The 16887-nt window shown below is 67.3% G+C and carries 19 protein-coding genes and 1 pseudogene; 7 read left to right on the top strand and 13 right to left on the bottom strand.

Translation table 11 applies throughout. The features are described 5' to 3' along the window. Positions 1 to 32 precede the first annotated feature (32 nt). From dapB to D892_RS0137530, 3 genes are all read left to right on the top strand, one after another. Complete coding sequence (dapB, locus tag D892_RS0137545) at positions 33 to 788, top strand: 4-hydroxy-tetrahydrodipicolinate reductase (RefSeq protein ID WP_024806179.1); 756 nt, start codon at positions 33 to 35, stop codon at positions 786 to 788. 132 nt (positions 789 to 920) lie between these two features. Beyond that, complete coding sequence (locus tag D892_RS0137540) at positions 921 to 1403, top strand: hypothetical protein (RefSeq protein ID WP_024806178.1); 483 nt, start codon at positions 921 to 923, stop codon at positions 1401 to 1403. A gap of 217 nt (positions 1404 to 1620) precedes the next feature. Then, positions 1621 to 1962: a VOC family protein gene (locus D892_RS0137530; protein WP_024806177.1), complete on the top strand. Its 342-nt coding sequence runs from the start codon at positions 1621 to 1623 to the stop codon at positions 1960 to 1962. A 115-nt stretch (positions 1963 to 2077) separates the two neighbouring features. On the opposite strand, the gene puuE is transcribed toward D892_RS0137530, so the two are convergent. The 13 genes and pseudogenes from puuE to D892_RS49900 all read right to left on the bottom strand — a co-directional run. After that, positions 2078 to 2962 (bottom strand): allantoinase PuuE, encoded by an 885-nt coding sequence (gene puuE, locus D892_RS0137525; protein ID WP_036571289.1) that lies wholly within the window; start codon positions 2960 to 2962, stop codon positions 2078 to 2080. A 287-nt stretch (positions 2963 to 3249) separates the two neighbouring features. Then, the gene (gene alc, locus D892_RS45965; protein ID WP_156959873.1) at positions 3250 to 4344 is read right to left on the bottom strand and encodes an allantoicase; all 1095 of its coding nucleotides are present in this window, start codon (positions 4342 to 4344) and stop codon (positions 3250 to 3252) included. Continuing rightward, entirely contained in the window at positions 4341 to 5555 is a 1215-nt protein-coding gene (locus D892_RS47365) for an aldolase/citrate lyase family protein (protein ID WP_024806174.1), read from the bottom strand. Before D892_RS47365 ends, alc begins: the two co-directional genes overlap by 4 nt. A gap of 61 nt (positions 5556 to 5616) precedes the next feature. Next, the gene (locus tag D892_RS0137510; protein ID WP_024806173.1) at positions 5617 to 6345 is read right to left on the bottom strand and encodes an aspartate/glutamate racemase family protein; all 729 of its coding nucleotides are present in this window, start codon (positions 6343 to 6345) and stop codon (positions 5617 to 5619) included. A 5-nt stretch (positions 6346 to 6350) separates the two neighbouring features. Next, positions 6351 to 7919, bottom strand: a complete 1569-nt coding sequence (locus D892_RS0137505; protein ID WP_024806172.1) for an NCS1 family nucleobase:cation symporter-1 — start codon at positions 7917 to 7919, stop codon at positions 6351 to 6353. 91 nt (positions 7920 to 8010) lie between these two features. Continuing rightward, the gene (locus D892_RS0137500) at positions 8011 to 8745 is read right to left on the bottom strand and encodes a GntR family transcriptional regulator (protein ID WP_024806171.1); all 735 of its coding nucleotides are present in this window, start codon (positions 8743 to 8745) and stop codon (positions 8011 to 8013) included. A gap of 43 nt (positions 8746 to 8788) precedes the next feature. After that, complete coding sequence (locus tag D892_RS47360) at positions 8789 to 9247, bottom strand: hypothetical protein (RefSeq protein ID WP_156959871.1); 459 nt, start codon at positions 9245 to 9247, stop codon at positions 8789 to 8791. 222 nt (positions 9248 to 9469) lie between these two features. Next, positions 9470 to 9994: a hypothetical protein gene (locus tag D892_RS0137490; RefSeq protein WP_156959870.1), complete on the bottom strand. Its 525-nt coding sequence runs from the start codon at positions 9992 to 9994 to the stop codon at positions 9470 to 9472. A gap of 91 nt (positions 9995 to 10085) precedes the next feature. Beyond that, positions 10086 to 10538 (bottom strand): hypothetical protein, encoded by a 453-nt coding sequence (locus D892_RS0137485; protein WP_024806168.1) that lies wholly within the window; start codon positions 10536 to 10538, stop codon positions 10086 to 10088. Between the two features lie 13 nt (positions 10539 to 10551). After that, on the bottom strand, positions 10552 to 10770 hold the full coding sequence (locus tag D892_RS0137480) for a hypothetical protein (protein WP_024806167.1): 219 nt from the start codon (positions 10768 to 10770) through the stop codon (positions 10552 to 10554). Between the two features lie 4 nt (positions 10771 to 10774). Next, positions 10775 to 11149: a DNA-directed RNA polymerase subunit beta gene (locus D892_RS0137475; RefSeq protein ID WP_232236262.1), complete on the bottom strand. Its 375-nt coding sequence runs from the start codon at positions 11147 to 11149 to the stop codon at positions 10775 to 10777. A gap of 305 nt (positions 11150 to 11454) precedes the next feature. Next, on the bottom strand, positions 11455 to 12324 hold the full coding sequence (locus tag D892_RS0137470; RefSeq protein ID WP_232236261.1) for a DNA-binding protein: 870 nt from the start codon (positions 12322 to 12324) through the stop codon (positions 11455 to 11457). Positions 12325 to 12378: 54 nt separating this feature from the next. Further along, a pseudogene (locus tag D892_RS49900) lies at positions 12379 to 12522 on the bottom strand (helix-turn-helix domain-containing protein); the annotation flags it as partial. A 164-nt stretch (positions 12523 to 12686) separates the two neighbouring features. Between D892_RS49900 and D892_RS0137460 the strand changes: the two are divergent. From D892_RS0137460 to D892_RS0137440, 4 genes are all read left to right on the top strand, one after another. Further along, positions 12687 to 13580: a radical SAM/SPASM domain-containing protein gene (locus tag D892_RS0137460; protein WP_084161384.1), complete on the top strand. Its 894-nt coding sequence runs from the start codon at positions 12687 to 12689 to the stop codon at positions 13578 to 13580. Further along, positions 13580 to 14680, top strand: a complete 1101-nt coding sequence (locus D892_RS0137455; protein ID WP_084161383.1) for a mevalonate kinase — start codon at positions 13580 to 13582, stop codon at positions 14678 to 14680. Before D892_RS0137460 ends, D892_RS0137455 begins: the two co-directional genes overlap by 1 nt. Next, positions 14625 to 15962 carry a phosphomannomutase/phosphoglucomutase gene (locus D892_RS0137450; RefSeq protein ID WP_024806162.1) on the top strand — a complete coding sequence of 446 codons (1338 nt, stop codon included), beginning with the start codon at positions 14625 to 14627 and terminating at the stop codon, positions 15960 to 15962. Before D892_RS0137455 ends, D892_RS0137450 begins: the two co-directional genes overlap by 56 nt. 335 nt (positions 15963 to 16297) lie before the next feature. Then, a complete protein-coding gene (locus D892_RS0137440; protein WP_024806160.1) occupies positions 16298 to 16750 on the top strand; it encodes a flavodoxin family protein in 453 nt (150 codons plus the stop codon). Positions 16751 to 16887: the final 137 nt, after the last annotated feature.

The following is a 16887-nucleotide window of genomic DNA, read 5'->3' as shown; positions in this document are numbered from 1 at the left end:
GAGACGGTCGAACAGCATGTGAGGAGTTCAGGGTGACGGCGAACCGGATCCGGGTGGGTGTGCTCGGTGCGCACGGCAGGGTCGGGCAGGCGATCTGCGCGGCCGTCGAGGCGGCCGACGATCTGGAACTGGTCGCGCAGGTCGACAAGGACGACGAGCTGACGGCGTTCGCCGAGGCCGGCGCCCAGGCGGTCGTCGACTTCACCCATCCCGATGTGGTGATGCCGAACCTGCGATGGCTGGTGGAGCACGGTATTCACGCCGTGGTCGGCACCACCGGATTCGACGAGGCCCGGCTGGGCGAGGTGCGCGGCTGGCTGGCCGGGAAACCGGAGGTCGGGGTGCTGATCGCGCCGAACTTCGCGATCGGTGCGGTGCTGTCCATGCGGTTCGCCGAGCAGGCCGCGCGGTGGTTCGAGTCGGCGGAGGTCATCGAGCTGCATCATCCGAACAAGGCCGACGCGCCGTCGGGGACGGCGTACCGGACGGCCGGCGTCATCGCCGAGGCCCGCAAGGCGGCGGGCGCCGGCCCGAGCCCCGATGCCACCACCACCGAGCTGGACGGTGCCCGCGGCGCGAGCGTCGACGGGGTGCGGGTGCACTCCGTGCGGCTGGCCGGCCTCGTCGCGCATCAGGAGGTGCTGTTCGGAACCCAGGGGGAGACGCTGACCATCCGGCACGATTCGCTGGACCGCTCGTCCTTCGCGCCGGGTGTCCTGCTCGGCGTGCGGCAGATCGGCACCCGCCCGGGCCTCACGGTCGGCCTCGATCCGCTGCTGGACCTGTGAGCGGGCACCCGGGCAGATCGCTTGCGGCACAGACATTGTCGGGTGGGCGGGCGTCGTGAGCGAGCTTGCGAGCGAACCAATGACACAGCGCGCCTCGCGCACGGTGGCGGCGAGCGCCGGCGAGGTGACATCGTGAGCGGTGATGACACCCGGCGCCAGGTGCTCGTCAAGGTCGCCTTCGTCGCCTTCCTGGTCCTGGCGCTGGCCTTCTACTTCGTGCTGCTCGGCCGGATCGCGATCGAGCTGATCGGGTCCGGCGAGGTCGCGGCCGTGGCCATAGGAATCGGCGTGCTGATCCTGCCGATCCTCGGTGTCTGGATCGTCGCCACCAGCCTGCGGGCCGCCCTCGCCCACCAGCGGCTCGCCCGGCGCATGCACGAGGAAGGCAACGAACTCGACGTCTCCGACCTGCCGCGCCGCCCGTCCGGCCGCATCGAGAAGGCCGCCGCCGAGGCCCTGTTCGAGGAGGTCCGCAAGGAATGGGAGGCGGACCCCGAGAACTGGCGCACCAACTACCGAGCCGCCCGCGCCTACGACTACGCCGGCGACCGCACCCGCGCCCGCGAGTCCATGCGCCGGGCCGTGGCCCTGGAACGCCTGGAGCGCCAGGGATAGCGTGCGGTGAACGTGTCACGCCGCCCGATCGATACGATCCCGGCGGCGAGTACGTCCGCCGCCGGGTGCCGGAACTCGCGCATCTGCCGGGGCGCGCGGGTGCACCGCCCGTGGCGGGCCGGGTGCCGGCGGAGGTGTATCCGGCGCCGCTGGTCGAGCGCAACGGAATGTGAGCGCGGCGGTATGTGACAGCGGCGCACCGGCTTAACATGACCGCATGACATCGGACCTGTTCGCGGGCGTTCCCGTGCGCGACTACGCGAGATCGGCCTCCTGGTACGAGAGGTTCCTGGGTGCCCCGCCGTCGTTCCTGCCCAACGACATCGAGGCGGTGTGGCAGCTCGGCGAGCATCAGTACGTCTACATCGTCGTGCGGCCCGAGGACGCCGGGCACGCCGTCCATCTGCTGTTCGTGGACGATTTCGACACCCGGCTCGCCGAGATCGCCGAGCGGGGGCTGGAACCCGCCGAGCGCGAGACCCTCGACAACGGCGCGCGCAAGGCGATCTTCCGCGACCCGGACGGCAATTCGTTCGAATTCGGCGGCGGCCCGGCCTGATCGGACACGACGAACCCGCTTCGGTGGCCGCGCATCACCCGTGACGTACCGAGATTCCGCCGGACGTCTCGGTCTCCGGTGCAGCGGGACGTGCGGTCGACTCCGGCGCCGGTACTCAGTGCGGCGGATGCACTTTCGCCCAGTGCTCGGCGATATCGATGCGCCGGGCCAGCCACACCTTGTCGTGCGACTGCACGTAGTCGAGGAAACGGCCGAGTGCCGCCGCTCGCGCCGGGCGGCCCGCCAGACGGCAGTGCAGTCCCACCGACAGCATCTTCGGCGATCCCGCCGCGCCCTCGGCGTAGAGCAGGTCGAAGGCGTCCTTGAGATAGCCGAAGAACTCGTCGCCGTTGGCGAAGCCGGCGGGGGAGGAGAACCGCATGTCGTTGGCCTCCAACGTGTACGGCACCACCAGGTGGTCCCGGCCCCGCACCGTGACCCAGTACGGCAGGTCGTCGGCGTAGGAGTCGGCGTCGTAGGTGAAGCCGCCGTGTTCGACGACCAGCTCGCGGGTCTGCGGCGAATCGCGGCCGGTGTACCAGCCGCGCGGCGGCTCACCGAACAACTTGGTGATGATCCGCACCGCCTCGGCCATGTGCTGCCGCTCGGTCTCCGCGTCGACCATCTGATAGGAGAGCCAGCGTAGGCCGTGACAGGCGATCTCGTAGTCCAGCCGCCGGAACGCCGCCACCGCCTCCGGGTTACGTTCCAGCGCACGGGCGATGGCGAAGACGGTCAGCGGAATGCCGCGAGATTCGAACGCCCGCAGCACCCGCCACAACCCGGCCCGCGAACCGTACTCGTACAGCGTCTCCATGCTCATGTGCCGGTTCGGAAACGCCTGTGCCGGAACGATATCGGAGAGGAACGTCTCCGAGCCCTCGTCGCCGTCGAGGACGCAGTTCTCGCCGCCCTCCTCGTAGTTGAGCACGAACTGCACCGCGATGCGGGCCTCGCCGGGCCAGTGCGGGTGCGGCGGAGTGGGGCCGTAACCGACCATGTCGCGCGGGTACACGTCGAAGTCGCTCACCAGGGTGCCATCCCTGCTGCATCGAACAGCCCATCGCCGCACAGGGGTTGACTCAGGAAGCTCATGGTGTGTCCTTTCGAGGCATGTGGGGTCCTCCCCGGTGACGCTCCGCCGGTGCAGGACCGGATGGGAGCAGTCCGTGGTTACGCAGGCTGCCGCCGCCGAGCCCGTCGCTCGTGCCGCGGACCCGACCGCTCACGCCGTACCGGCGAGCGCGCCGGATCGACTGCCGCGCCGGAGGTTTCGTCCGGGCACGGTCACTCATGCCCGTCGCGCAACTGGTCCAGCGCCTCGTCGGCGAGGGCGCCGAACACCGGCTCGGCCCGTAGCGCGTCCCGGGCGGCGTCGGTCAGCGTCCCGAAGACCCGCAGCCGCGCGAACCCGCCGTCCGGGTACACGTCGAGCCGCACCTCGGTCACCGGTTCGGTCACCTCGACGGGGAACCGGTGCCGGGTGTCGGGCAACAGTTCGGTGCGCGCGAGCAGTTCGACCTCGCCGCCGTCGGCGCGGATGCCGGTCAGCCGCGCCGCGCCCGGGCTGTTGAACAGGAAGTAGGAGGTGTCGATCTCGACCATCGTGAGCACGCCCTCGCCGGCCAGCCGCACCCGCACCCAGTCGTTGCCGCCGCCGCGCCGCCGCGCGGTCTCCCAGCCCTCGCCCATGATCCGCGGACGGTCGGGCAGCAGCAGATTCTGCGGCGACGAGTAGAAGCGATCGGAGCAGTCCACCACGCGGCCGCCGTTCTCCAGCCCGGCCAGATCGAACGGGCCCGAATCGAGCCAGCGCAGATCGGGTTTCGCCTCGCCGTGCACGCGCAGGCGCGCCACGCCGCCGTCCGGGAACATGCGCAGCCGCACGTGGGTGAAGCGTTGCTCGGAATCGGCCGGAAAGGCGTTGGCGGTGTCGCCGTCGACCTTGGCGCGGCCGACGATCGTGGTCCAGCCGGTCGCGGCCGCGACCCGGTCGGCGGTCGGGTAGCCCGCGAGCGCGATCGCCTCCACCGACACCTCGGGCGGATAGTTGCCCTTGAACCACGCGGTATCGACGACCACGCCCCGGATGACGCCGGGCGCGCCGAGCCGCACGATCGCCGCGTCGCAGTCGTCGGCGGCGGGCGCGGCGCCACCGGGCCGTCGCCGTCGCCGCGTCTCCCAGCCGTCGTAGACCTTGCCCTTGTGACCGAAGGTCTCGGTCGAGAAGGTCGGCGCCTCCGGCCGGATCAGGTTCTCCTTCTCCGCGAACGACTCGTCGTCGGCCCAGACGACGGCGCCGCCCAGCGAGCGCACGGCGAGATCGGGCAGGAGGGTGAATTCGGCGGGCACAACGCTGTCCGAATCGCTTCCGGTACTCACAGTGTCGGTAGTTTCCTTTCTCTCAACTGGGTGAGGACGTCGACGGTGGCGGCCGGGGCCGTCGCCGTGACGTCGTCGGGTTCGAAGGCGCCGCAGTCGAGTCCGCGCAGCACGACCGTGGCCAGCGCCTGCGCGGTGGCCGGTTCGTCGACCACGGCGCCGCCCCGGCGTCGCAGGTAGCGGTCGATGCGCGGCGCGGCGGCGGCCAGCGCGCCGCGGAAGAAGGCGAACGTGGCCAGCCAGCGGGTGACCAGGTGTCCGGGATGCATGTCCCAGCCCTGGTAGTAGCCGTGTTCCAGCGACCGCGTGACCAGCCGGAAGTGCCGCGACACTGCCGCGGCGACCTCGGCGTCGGTGCCGACCGGCGCCACCTGGGTGGAGCCGTCGCACACCCAGACCCCGGTCTGCGCGGCCGCGGCCTGCATCACCGCCTTGGCGTGATCGGCGACCGGATGCTCCAGCGACTGGAACTGCGGGGCGATCCCGCACGCGGCGCTGTAATCGTAGGTGCCGTAATGCAATCCGCTGCATCGGCCGGCGGCGCGGTGGATCGCCCGCGCCACGGTGGCGGAGCCGTCGGCCGCCACCACCGCCTGCGGGCTCTCGATCTGTAACTCGAAACGTAAAGCACCGGAAGGCAATCCGTGTGCCGACTCGAGCGCCTCGCACAGTCCCACCGCGATGTCCACCTGCTCGGCGGCGCGAATCTTCGGCACCGTGAACACGAAACCGTGCGGCACGCCCCCGGCGCCCTCGAGGACCCGTTCCAGCGTGCCGATCGCGCGGCGGTGCTCGGCGCCGGTCAGGCCCTTGATCCGGATGCCGCGAGAGAACACCTCCGCGGGCAGTGCCGCGAGAACCTGCCCGGCGCGCAGCGCGTCCCGGTCCTCGGCCTCGTCGCCCCGGGTGCCGTAGCCGTCCTCGAAGTCCAGCCGCAGGTCCTGAATCGGCCGCTGCGCCAGGGTGTCCCGGACCCGGGCGAGCACATCGGCGCCGCCCAGTTCGGTCAGCACGCCGGCGTGGCGATCGGCGAGTTCCGCAGCCGCCGCACCCCATTCGTGCGGCAGATCCTTGCCGGCGTCGGCGGCGCACACGTACGCGGTGTGCACGGGCTGCCCGTGCCGGTCGCCCGGATAGTCGCGCGCCAGCTCGGCGTCGACGTCCCGCAGCCGCACCGTGACGGCGGCCAGGTACTCCGGTGGCAGGGTCACGCCCGCACCTCCTCGCTCATCGAGCCGATATGTTCCGTACCGGCATACCTTCGGCCGGGATTCATGCTGTGCCGAAGTCCGACAGTAGTCCGGTGTAGTGCTTGGGCAAGGGTGTCGCGAACTCGCCGCGGCCGGACTTGCGCAGGCCGAGGGTGACCAGGGACTGGACCGACAGCGTGGCCGCGGCGACGCCGTCGACGACCGGCACGCCGGTCTCGTCGGTCAGGTAGTCGCACAGGTCCGCCATGCCGGCGCAGCCGAGCACGATCGCGTCCGAGCCGTCGGCGGTCACCGCGGCGCGGCAGGCGTCGGCGATCGACGTGCGCACCTTCGGATCCTCCAGTTCCAGGACCGGGATGTCGGTGGCGTGGATGCCGAGGCAGAACCGTTGCATCCCATAGCGTTCCGTCAGATCTGTGGCCTGGCCGACGGTGCGGGCCAGCGTCGTGACGACGCTGAAGCCGCGCCCGAGGTGGCTCGCGGTATGCATGGCCGCCTCGGCGATGCCGATCACCGGACCGCGCGCCAGCTCGCGCGCGGCATACAAACCGGGATCGCCGAAGCAGGCGACGACGTAGCCGTCCGCGCCCTCGGCCTCGCCGCGCGCGATCTCGGCCAGCAGTCCGGGCACGGACAGCGCCTCGTCGTAATGGCTCTCGATCGAGGCCGGCCCCATGCTCGAGGTCACCGATTCGATCCGCGTGCCGGGGGCGGCCACGGACCGCGCGCACTCGTCGATGACCGCGGTCATGGCGGCGGTGGTGTTCGGGTTGATTACACGAATTCTCATATTCCTCAATGATTTTCGGAGGGCACGGAGGTTTCGGAGAGGGCGGGAATGCGCAGCGGCCCGGTGGTCGCCAGCACCCGATAACAGAGCAGGCCCAGCCCGCAGCCGATGAACCAGCTGTACTGCGCCGCGGTGTACATGCCGGTGAGATGGCCGGAGGTCACCACCGGGAACATCGCGAATACGGCGCCGACGGCGGTCGCGGCGATCGCGGCCGGATTGTAGCCCTTGCGGTACCAGTAGGTGCCGTCCGGGGACATCGTGAACAGGTCGTCGACCACCACGCGCTGCTTGCGCACCAGGTAGTAGTCGGCGATCAGCACGCCGAACAGCGGGCCGATGAAGGCGCCCAGCGTTTCCAGCGTGTAGTGGATGACGTCGGGGTTGTTGTAGAGGTTCCACGGCGTGATGACCAGCGAGCCGACCGCGGCGATCATGCCGCCGGCCCGCCAGCTGATCTTCTGCGGATTCACGTTCGAGAAGTCGAACGCGGGGGAGACGAAGTTCGCGACGATGTTGATGCCGATGGTGGCGATCGCGAATGTCAACGCGCCCAGCACTATCGCGAAGGTGTTGTCGATGCGGGCGACGGTCTGCACCGGATCGGTGATCAGCTCGCCGTATACCGGCAGCGTCAGCGACGCGGTGATCACCACCAGCAGCGAGAACACCAGGAAGTTGACCGGCAGCCCGAGCAGGTTGGCGCGCTTGACCGCGGCGAACGACCGGCCGTACCGGGAGAAGTCGCCGAAGTTCAGCATCGGCCCGGAGAAGTACGACACCACCAGCGCTATCGCGCCCAGCATCACCGGCACCGCCGACCAGCCGTGGTGCGTGACGGTGGACAGGTTCAGGTCGATCGCGCCCCATCCGGCCTCGGCGATGAGGTAGCCGCACAGCGCGAACATCACGACATACACTGCGGGACCGCAGAAGTCGATGAACTTGCGGATGGATTCCATGCCGCGCCAGAACACGCACGCCTGCAGTACCCACAGGATCAGGTAGCTGCCCCAGCCCAGCGCCGACAGCCCGAGGAATCCGTAATTGTCGACCTCCGCGTACGGAGCCAGTCCGGGAAACAGCTTGATCAGCACCACATCCAGCGCCGCCGAGGCCAGGAAGGTCTGAATGCCGTACCAGGCCACCGCGATCAGGCCGCGGATTATCGCCGGAATATTGGCGCCCAGCACCCCGAACGCGCTGCGGCAGATCACCGGATACGGCACGCCCGCGCGCTGGCTCGGCTTGGCGACCAGATTGCAGAACAGGTTGACGATGGCGATGCCCGCCACCAGCGCGACGAGCACCTGCCAGCTGGCCAGCCCGAGCGCGAACAAGCTGCCCGCGGTGACGTAGCCGCCGACGCTGTGCACGTCCGACATCCAGAACGCGAAGATGTTGTAGACGCCCCAGGTCTGCTTGCGCAGCGGCGCCAGGTCCTCGTTGGTGAGGCGGGGGTCGTAATCGGGGTTCGAGGTGCTGTCGGGGTTCGAGGTGCTGTCGGGGTTCGAGGCGGTGCTCGGCGGGGCGGCAGCCCCCGTCGCGAGCGCCGGTGCGGCGGTCTCGGTCATGTCGCACATCCGATCGATCGGTCCCGCGGCGGCGGGTGAAACGTGATTCGGACGACGTTAACGAGCCGGTATTGCCTGCTTGTTGCGAGAACTATATATCTTTCGAGGTGGGAGCCTCCGCGAAGAGCCCGGTATCGGTCGGCAGACCGGAGACGACGTGGTTGAGCCGGGCGTGATGCTGTTCGGTGGCCGCCAGCAGCGCCTCGGCATCCCCGGCGAGGAACGCCGCGAGCTGACGGCTGTGATCGGCGTGCAGCACGGCCCGCTCGGCAGCACTCACGTGCACCATCGGCTGCACGGGTTCGGTGATGTTCCAGGCGTATTCGAGCATGTGCACCAGCCGCGCCATCCCGGAGGGCCGGGTCAGCGCCAGGTGGAAGGTGCGCGTCTCGCGATGATAGGCCGCCGGGTCGTCGTCGAGCACTGCCTGTTCCAGCCGAGCGTGCGACTCGGCGGCGACGCGATGATCCTCGGCGGTGGCACTGCGAACGGCGGCCGCCAACGCGGTGGATTCCAGCCGTTCCCGCACCACATAGAGTTCACGCAGCTCGGCAGCGGTAAGCTGAGTAACGGTATAACCGAAGTTCGTCCGATGCTCGACCAGCCCCTCACCGATCAGCGTCTGCAACGACTCACGCACCGGAATGGCACTGACATCGAACCGCCGCGTGAATTCCCGCAACGGCAGCCCGGTCCCCGGCGGCAGATGCCCTTGCAGAATCAGCCGCCGCAATTCGTCCAGAATCTCTAGCTGCGTATAGCCCCGGCGAGGTTCGGCCGGCGGCGTCAGCTCCGGCAGCCGGGGTAGTCGTGGTCGGGGAGGCACGCCAGGTACGGTAGCCGCCCGAAGGGCCGGGACGAGTTGAGCGTTACGCTTCGTCCGCTGGCCACCTCTCCTGATCGCTTACTGTCTCCGCCGAGTCGGTGTCGGTCGGTGCTACGCTGCCCTGTTTGCCTGGGCGTATCAGTCTCGGCAGTTTACCCAGGGCGGCAACCATCAAGGTGAGGAAGCCGTACTCGCTGAGGGCATCATCCTGCCGGAGTTGGAAAGCGCCGACCACGGACACCAGCAACACCGCTCCGACGATGACCGCCGGTACCGCCCACACCGGTGCCAGCCGTGCGATCGCCAACAGCACAGCCAGCAGAATCAGAGCAGCGGCTAGGTAAAACGATCCCGAGGCCCAAGGCGATCTCCGCCTCGCAGCGTTCACCGTTGATCGGAACGCCCGCTCGTATGCTTTCTGGACTTCCTTCGGTGTCCCGCCGGTGACTTTCACCGTAACCCGCCGAAGGCGGCCTTTGTCGTCGAACTCCGCAACCCCCATGCCGCCACGGCCTTTCCTCGTGTACCGGTGTCTCCATCGTAGGCGGTAGCTCAGACGACCCGGGAGAGTTCGGTACACCAATCCCGTTGGTACCCGGGTCACCGCTCTGCGAGTGGCTATCCGACACGTAAGCCTTGCGGGCTTCGGGGCGGGCGCACCCACCCCGCGAGATCCCGATGCCGACCGCCTGCTGGTCCAGCGTCCGTGGCAAGGCCATGTGTCTCACCAAGCTCGACGGCCGCTATGTCCCGGCTGCCGGACCGAAGTCGACTCTGGTCGGTCCGGAAGACGTAGGCGGACACGGCCCGCCTGGATGTCGGCAACCAGAGCGTCGACGGCTTCGATCTGGTTACTCAAGTCGTGCTGGGCGCGGGAGACATCCGCCTTCCTGCTCTGCAACCACCACAACCGGACATACCGACATGCCAAGTCCACCACCATGTCCCCGTATGTGTCGGGGGCGTCCGGTGCGCCGGGTGCCGGATTCGGACCGTTGGCGAGAATGGCCTCAACCTCACGGTTGATCTGTAGGCACAACACGGCCAGAGCCTCATCCACCTCCCGCTGGACATCTCGGCCCGTCTCCAACATCTCGTAAAGATGCCGGTAGACGCCTATAGCCGAGAGTGCCAATCGCAGCACCACATTCGTTGGATTGTCGGCGCCGGCGAACACCCGCAGGAGCTGGCCCGCATCCGGCACCGGTCCCGGACCCGACACCGGTGGCCCAAGAACGTATACACCCATCAGTCGGCTCCGATGTTCACTGCGGGCTCTTGACCATGATGATGTTCATTCCTGTCCTGGGTTTCGTTGCAGCGCAGCCATTTCCCTGCGATCACTCCGTGATCCCGCTCTCCCCGGTGCCGCGGCTGTCAGCGGCCTGGTTATCCTGCCGCGCGATCAGGTCGTAGTCGCGGCGCGCATGGCTGAGCCGTTCCTCGGCCTGGGCCATCTCGGATCGGCGTGCGTGGCACCGAAATGTGCTCTGCCAGTGAGCAAAATCGATGGCCATCTGATCGATAGCCATCGCCAATGCGGAGTTGCCGGTCAGTTCTTCGGCGCGACTGATCACGGCGTCGCGCAGCAGCAGACCGAGGTCGAGTTCGAGCCGCTTCAGCACGGTGTCGGCGAATTCGCCTTGTTCGGTCATGACCGCACGCGGCGTGTACAACGCGCCAAGCCACGCCAACACGAACGCGCACGCCAGGATCCGCTCGTGCGGGTGGGCGGTAGGGATATCGCGGTCCATTGCGGCGAGCACTTGATCCGATGTCGGAAGTTCGACCATGGTTCTCCTGGTTCTATCGGTCGAGGAACAGTCGTTCGTTCGGGAGCCGCGGCAAACCCGCGGTATTGGTGTCGATGACGTCGACGGCTTCGAAGTAGCGGTACGTTTCCCAATCGTCGACGAATCCGCGCGCCGCCGTAACGCAGGCGGCGAAATCCAACTGCACATTGGCGAGATGGACACTCAAATGGATGTCGATCTCCCGGGGCCGCGGCGAGTACTGGGCATCCATGTGATCACTGCTGAGGTAGCGCATTGTGCCGCAGCGATTTCCGGTTCGTGCCCGGTTGCGTCAGGCGGCGGATCGAATCGACCACGATCAGACCGGAAGGACGGTAGCTGTCGGTAGGTCGCTCGACCCAGGTCCTGAACCCGTACTGGTGATCGGCGGGTGACGGTAGCGCGATCTCGCCGCCGGTCCGGACCACCGATACATTGAGCCGGAACAGTTCTGCGAACAACCGCACTTCGTCCGGTAGGTCAGGGCGAATGAGGTACGTCCACCGTTTCGATCGAGGGTGGGAAACGATCGGCCCAATCTCCACGTCCCGGCCCCGGAGATCGGTTTTCACCCGTTGCCCGAGCACCGACGGCATGGTCAGCCCCCACACCGTCTCGGCTGTCACGAAGATGCGCCCGAGTTCCGGTCTCAAGTGTGCTGGCAGATCGCATACTTTCCGGTAGTACACGCACCGGCCTACAGGTGTGTCCGACGGTGCTCGCTGGTCCATGGGTCCTCGCCTCACATCGGTGATGGGGGAGCACCGCGGCGCGGGGGGCGAGCCGAAGTCGGCCGGCGAACGGGCGTCAGGACCATCGATCATCCCCGGTCCCTGAGCTGCAAGGAACCAGACGCATCGGGTGCAGATTCGACGCTATGGGTCGAACGGGTGACCGGGAACCGTTTGCGCGTTGCCTAGGCGTTGCCTACCGCTCTATCAGCGGTGGAGACCTCGTTGTAGAGGCGGCGCAGGGCAACGCTGTGCCGGTCGGCGGGCAACTCTGCCAACGCCTCTCGTGCGTGTGCGACACCTTCGGTGCAGTCACCCGCTTTCGCGATCGCCAAACCCTGATGGATCTTCAGGTGGGTTGCGAACCGGGCGAACCGGGCGGGCATGGTTCGGGTGGCTTCGGCCTGCACGGCGTCGGCGTGGTGGTCGCCGAGCCTCGACAACACCAGCGAAGTGTCCACGTACATGCGCCATTCCGGCATCGTGTAGTCCGATACCGCATCGGTGGTACCGACTGTGTCGAACACGGTTCGTGCCTCATCCAGGGAGCTGCGAGCCGCCGATGCATTGCCTCCCAAGGCGTACGCGTTGGCCAGCGACACCAATGCCATGAGCCGGCCGACGCTCGGAGCGTCGGAGAGTTGGGCGGCCTCGGCGGCGTGCTGGCGGCAGGCGGACAGGGCCGAGGTCGGGTGAGCCATGCTCAGCGCGGACCGGCCGCGCACCCAAATCCGCGTTGGGGTGTCCAGGGATCGGTCGGCAGCGGTGACAGCGGCCTGATACCAGCGTGCCGTCTTGTCCGCGTCGGCGACGTCGATCAGCGGTGCGCCATGCAGCACCATCAACCGGGCGGCGACCGCCCACAGGCGCGGGTCGATCAGCTGGGGCCGGATCGCGATCAGGTCTGCGGCGATCCGCTGCTGCATCTCGGCGGCGCCGACGGTCATGCAGTCGGCAGCGTGCTGCTCCATCCGTTCCACCCACCCGTCCAAGGTGAGCGGCACTGCGTCTTCCTCGAACGTGCGCCGCACAGCGTCGGTCAGCAGGCCGGGCACGACAGTGCTCGCGGCCAAGCTACCCAGCAGGGTTCTACGGCGAATGTCCATACCCAGCTCGTCCTCGTACTTCTCGACAACATGCTCAGGTGGGCTGGCGGCCCGTTCGATTCTGCTCAGGTAACCCTTGTCGACGAAGATACGCCGAGCCATCTCGCGCAGTGAAACTCCCGCTCCCTCTCGGGCCGTTCTCAGCATTTCACCTGTCACAAGCATGACACCTTCGCCCCCATCCGTAACCCTGACCGGTTCGGCAACGCTTAGGCAACGCGATTCCTCTTCCCCGATTCTTCACCCCGTTCGACGCTGGTGTCTACGGAACCGCCTTCCCGCAACAATTTTCGAATCACGAGGAGTTCGTCATGACGAACATGGACGGCCCAACCTTGCCGTCAACGCTGACAATCCCCACCCCGGCACCCACATCGCTGCTGCGGTATGTGGAGATCGAGACCTCACGCAAGTGCAACCGAACGTGCACGTGGTGCCCGAACGGGGAGCATCCTGTACGGCGTACTCAAGACCTGATGCCGTGGCACGTGTACACCAGCATCGTCGATCAGCTCGGCGCCCTCGGATTCTCGGGCTGGCTGGCATTCCACAACTACAACGAACCTCTCCTGAACGGGCGCCTGACCGATGAAATCGACTACGCCGTCCGTCGCGTCCCGGATACCAAACCGGCGATATACAGCAACGGTGATGTGCTGCGGCGCGACCTGTTCGACCGCCTGGTCGACGTGGGTGTCGAATACCTCCGCATCACCCGGTACCCCCACCGCGCGGACACGCCGGCCTCGTTCGGCGCGATCCAGAAATGGCTGCGGCAAGCCGGGCTCACCGACCGGTACCCCTGGCAATTCCGAACCGTCCGCCAGGGGCTTGCGGCCGAGGCCGAAACCGGGAAACTCCGTATAGAGATCATCTCGCCGCAGATCCTCGACACCTACAACAACCGCGGCGGCTCGGTGACCACGTTGCCGTTGGCTGTGACAGTGCGGACCGCGCCGTGCTTGATGACGGCCACCAGTGCGACTATCGACTACCGCGGCCGAATGAAAATGTGTTGCTGCGTCTACCCGGAATCGGCAAGCCACGCCCGCTACGTGGTCGGCGATCTCGCCCGGTCGACATTCCGGCAGCTGTGGTCCTCGCCGCAGATGGACGCCTACCGCAGCGCGCACGCTTCAGCGGACTGGTCGCTGTCGCCTGCGTGCCGCTCCTGTACGCAACGGCTGCCGGAAACGAGGCTGTGATGCAGCACATCGGCCATTCAGTTACTGCGTCGGCACCGGGCCGAATCTGCCTTGCGGGGGAGTCGCTGGACTGGATGACCGGCGATCCATCGATCGTGTCGGCGATCCCGTTGCGTACCACCGTGACCGTGTACTCCAGCCAGCAGCCCGGCCCGGTCGAGCTGCGTGCCTGCGCACCGTTGTGGATGTCCCGCGCAACGACGGTGGAACAGCTCGGTGCCTACGTCGGCGACGAGTTGGATCACCTGCAAGCGTCCGTGCGGGTGGTGGAACGTCGCTGTGGTGGCCGACTTTCGGGCACACTGGTGGCATCGTCCACCGAACTGCCTATCGCCGCAGGTGTTTCCTCCAGTGCCGCAGTGACCGTCGCAGCGACCGCAGCTCTGTTGCTGACCGGAGATCGCGCCCTACCGCGTCCGGACGTGGTCGCTGCCATGGCATTTCGCGCTGAATCCATCGAATTGAAAACGGGTGCCGGGTGGATGGACTTCATGGCTTGCACGTACGGCGGCGTGCGGCAAGTGTTCCCCGGCCAGCGGCCTCACACTGCGAAACTGATCGACGCCATCAGCATCCCGATCGTGCTGATAGATACCGGTCAAAGGCACTCGACCGCACAGGTTTTGGCGTCCAAGCGTGAACGCTTCCAATCCGGTGACCCCGGTGTACGGGTATATGCGGACCGCGCCCCGGATATTGTGTTGGAAATGGCCGCCGCACTTCGCGCCGAAGACCCCGACTACCGGGCCATCGGCGATCTGATCAACGATGGCCACCGGCTGCTGCGGGACCGGGTGCGCTGCTCGACATCCCTGATCGAAGACTGCGTGTCACGCTGCCTGAATGCGGGCGCATACGGGGCGAAAGTTTCCGGCTCCGGTCACGGCGGATGCTTGTTTGCACTGGTCGGATGGGATGCTTTGGAACCCGTGCGTGCCGCGCTCGCCGAGTTGCCAGTGCGGGTATCGGTGTTCACTGCCAGTGATGCGCACGGTGTAGTTTTCCTTCCGGCCGACCACCAATCCGACAAGGGGGCACCACCATATGCGGGACCTGTCCAAGCTGATCAAGGCATACGACATTCGGGGACTCGTCGGTGAGGAGATCGACACCGACATCGTGCGCGAAGTCGGTGCGGCGTTCGCCAGGCTGGTCGGTACCACGGTTGCGGTCGTGCACGACATGCGGCCGTCGTCCGAACCGTTCTCGCAGGCGTTCGCCGAAGGCGTCACCAGCCAAGGGCACGACGTCATCGACTGCGGACTGGGCTCCACCGACTTGGTGTACTTCGCCGCCGGCCGCCTGAACGTGGCCGGTGCGGTAATCACCGCCAGCCACAACCCGGCCCGCTACAACGGGATCAAGCTGTGCCGTCCCGGCGCTACTCCGGTCGGCCAGGACACCGGGCTGGCCGACATCCGCACCATGTTGGAGAACGGGATCCCCGCCTACACAGGGACACCCGGGACTGTCACCCACCGCGATCTCGCGCACGCGTACGCGGACTATCTGCGGGATCTGGTGGACCTGTCCGGGATCAGGCCGCTGAAGGTCGCGGTGGACGCGGCCAATGGCATGGGTGGCCACATGGTGCCGATCGTGTTCGACGGGCTCCCCCTCGAGGTAGTCCCCCTGTACTTCGAACTCGATGGCACGTTCCCCAATCACGAAGCGAATCCACTGGATCCGGCGAACCTGGTCGATCTCCAGAACAAGGTCCGCGAAATCGGCGCGGACATCGGGCTGGCATTCGACGGCGACGCCGACCGCTGCTTCTTCGTGGACGAGACGGGGATACCGGTACCGCCCTCGGCCATCGTTGCCCTGATCGCCACCCGGGAACTGGCGAAGGTTTCCGGTTCGGCGATCGTCTACAACGTGATCACCTCCCGCGCGGTGTCGGAAATCGTCACCGAACGCGGCGGTGTTCCGGCTCGCGCCCGCGTCGGGCACACCTTCATGAAAGCCCTTATGGCCGAACGAGATGCAGTGTTCGGAGGTGAGCACTCCGGCCACTACTACTTCCGCGACTTCTGGCGTGCCGACACCGGGACGCTGGCGGCGATGCATATGCTGGCCGCGCTCGGCACCACCGACAAACCCTTGTCCGCACTGGTCGCCGAATACACTCGCTACGTCGCCAGTGGTGAGATCAACTCCGAAGTCGCCGACGTGCCGGGCACTCTCGCCGAGATCGAAGAGAAGTACGTCGGCGCCGAAACCGACCGCCTCGACGGGCTGACCGTGAGCCTGGACGGCGGAGCCTGGTTCAACCTCCGCCCCTCCAACACCGAGCCACTACTCCGGCTGAACGTCGAAGCCCCGGACGCCGACACCATGGCCAGGATCCGCGATGACGTGCTGGCGCTGGTACGCCGCTGACTGGATACAAACCGGAATAAGCCCGGTTCGATGTCGTGGAGTCAGCGCCTGCGCCGGGCACAACTGCGTCACCGGCAGCTGAACTTCATCAGCCTGCACCTAACCCAGCGCCGAATCGCCGCCGATGCGCCGGGTGAATTCTCACAGTGGCAGCCCTGCGCCCGGCGGGAGGTGCCCCTGCAGGACCAGCCGCCGCAGTTCGGCCAGGAACTTCTGCTGCGTGTACCCGCGGCGGGGTTCGGCCGACGGCGTCAGTTCGGGGGCGGGGAGGCACGCCGGGTACGGTAGCCGCCCGCAGGGCCGGGACGAGCGGAAACGGGCGTTAGGCTCGGGATATGCCCACGTTGTTGATCATCCACCACACGCCTTCGCCGTTTCTGCAGGACATGTTCGAGGCAGTGCTGAAGGGGGCCACCGATCCCGAGATCGAGGGGGTCGAGGTGGTGCGTCGCGCTGCCCTGGCGGTCACCGCGAACGATGTGCTGGAGGCGGACGGGTATCTGCTCGGCACCCCGGCGAACCTCGGTTACATGTCGGGTGCGCTCAAGCATGCCTTCGACACCTTCTATTATCCGTGCCTGGATTCCACCCGCGGCCGGCCGTTCGGCTACTACGTGCACGGCAATCAGGGGACCGAGGGGGCCGAGCGCGGGATCGACAGCATCGCCACGGGGCTCGGGTGGGAGCAGGCTGCGGCGTCGGTGATCGTGTCCGGGCCGGTCACAAAAGCGGATCGGGAGCGGTGCCAGGAATTGGGCGCGACGGTATCCGCGCAGGTCATGGGCTGAGAGCGGGAAGTACGGAGAACACCCCCGTTAACCCCCGATTTCTGGTGTCTGACCCGAACGGTTCGGTTCCCGGCATACTCGACACGAACACGAGGACGTTCCGGTGCCCGTATCGACAAGGGGCCGGGGTGCCGGTC

It is taken from the genome of Nocardia sp. BMG51109 (assembly GCF_000526215.1).
Classification (GTDB): domain Bacteria; phylum Actinomycetota; class Actinomycetes; order Mycobacteriales; family Mycobacteriaceae; genus Nocardia.
The sequence above is the reverse complement of the archived record's forward strand: the minus strand, read 5'-3'. Positions and strand labels throughout refer to the sequence as shown.

Excerpts from the sequence above, each read along its gene's own strand:
- puuE (WP_036571289.1), bottom strand. The coding sequence starts at position 2,962 with ATGGTCGGTTACGGCCCCACTCCGCCGCACCCGCACTGGCCCGGCGAG.
- D892_RS0137485 (WP_024806168.1), bottom strand. The coding sequence starts at position 10,538 with ATGGTCGAACTTCCGACATCGGATCAAGTGCTCGCCGCAATGGACCGC.
- D892_RS0137450 (WP_024806162.1), top strand. The coding sequence starts at position 14,625 with ATGCGGGACCTGTCCAAGCTGATCAAGGCATACGACATTCGGGGACTC.
- D892_RS0137455 (WP_084161383.1), top strand. The coding sequence starts at position 13,580 with ATGCAGCACATCGGCCATTCAGTTACTGCGTCGGCACCGGGCCGAATC.
- D892_RS0137480 (WP_024806167.1), bottom strand. The coding sequence starts at position 10,770 with ATGGATGCCCAGTACTCGCCGCGGCCCCGGGAGATCGACATCCATTTG.
- D892_RS0137440 (WP_024806160.1), top strand. The coding sequence starts at position 16,298 with ATGCCCACGTTGTTGATCATCCACCACACGCCTTCGCCGTTTCTGCAG.
- D892_RS0137530 (WP_024806177.1), top strand. The coding sequence starts at position 1,621 with ATGACATCGGACCTGTTCGCGGGCGTTCCCGTGCGCGACTACGCGAGA.
- D892_RS0137490 (WP_156959870.1), bottom strand. The coding sequence starts at position 9,994 with ATGGGTGTATACGTTCTTGGGCCACCGGTGTCGGGTCCGGGACCGGTG.
- D892_RS47360 (WP_156959871.1), bottom strand. The coding sequence starts at position 9,247 with ATGGGGGTTGCGGAGTTCGACGACAAAGGCCGCCTTCGGCGGGTTACG.
- D892_RS0137505 (WP_024806172.1), bottom strand. The coding sequence starts at position 7,919 with ATGACCGAGACCGCCGCACCGGCGCTCGCGACGGGGGCTGCCGCCCCG.
- D892_RS0137460 (WP_084161384.1), top strand. The coding sequence starts at position 12,687 with ATGACGAACATGGACGGCCCAACCTTGCCGTCAACGCTGACAATCCCC.
- D892_RS0137510 (WP_024806173.1), bottom strand. The coding sequence starts at position 6,345 with ATGAGAATTCGTGTAATCAACCCGAACACCACCGCCGCCATGACCGCG.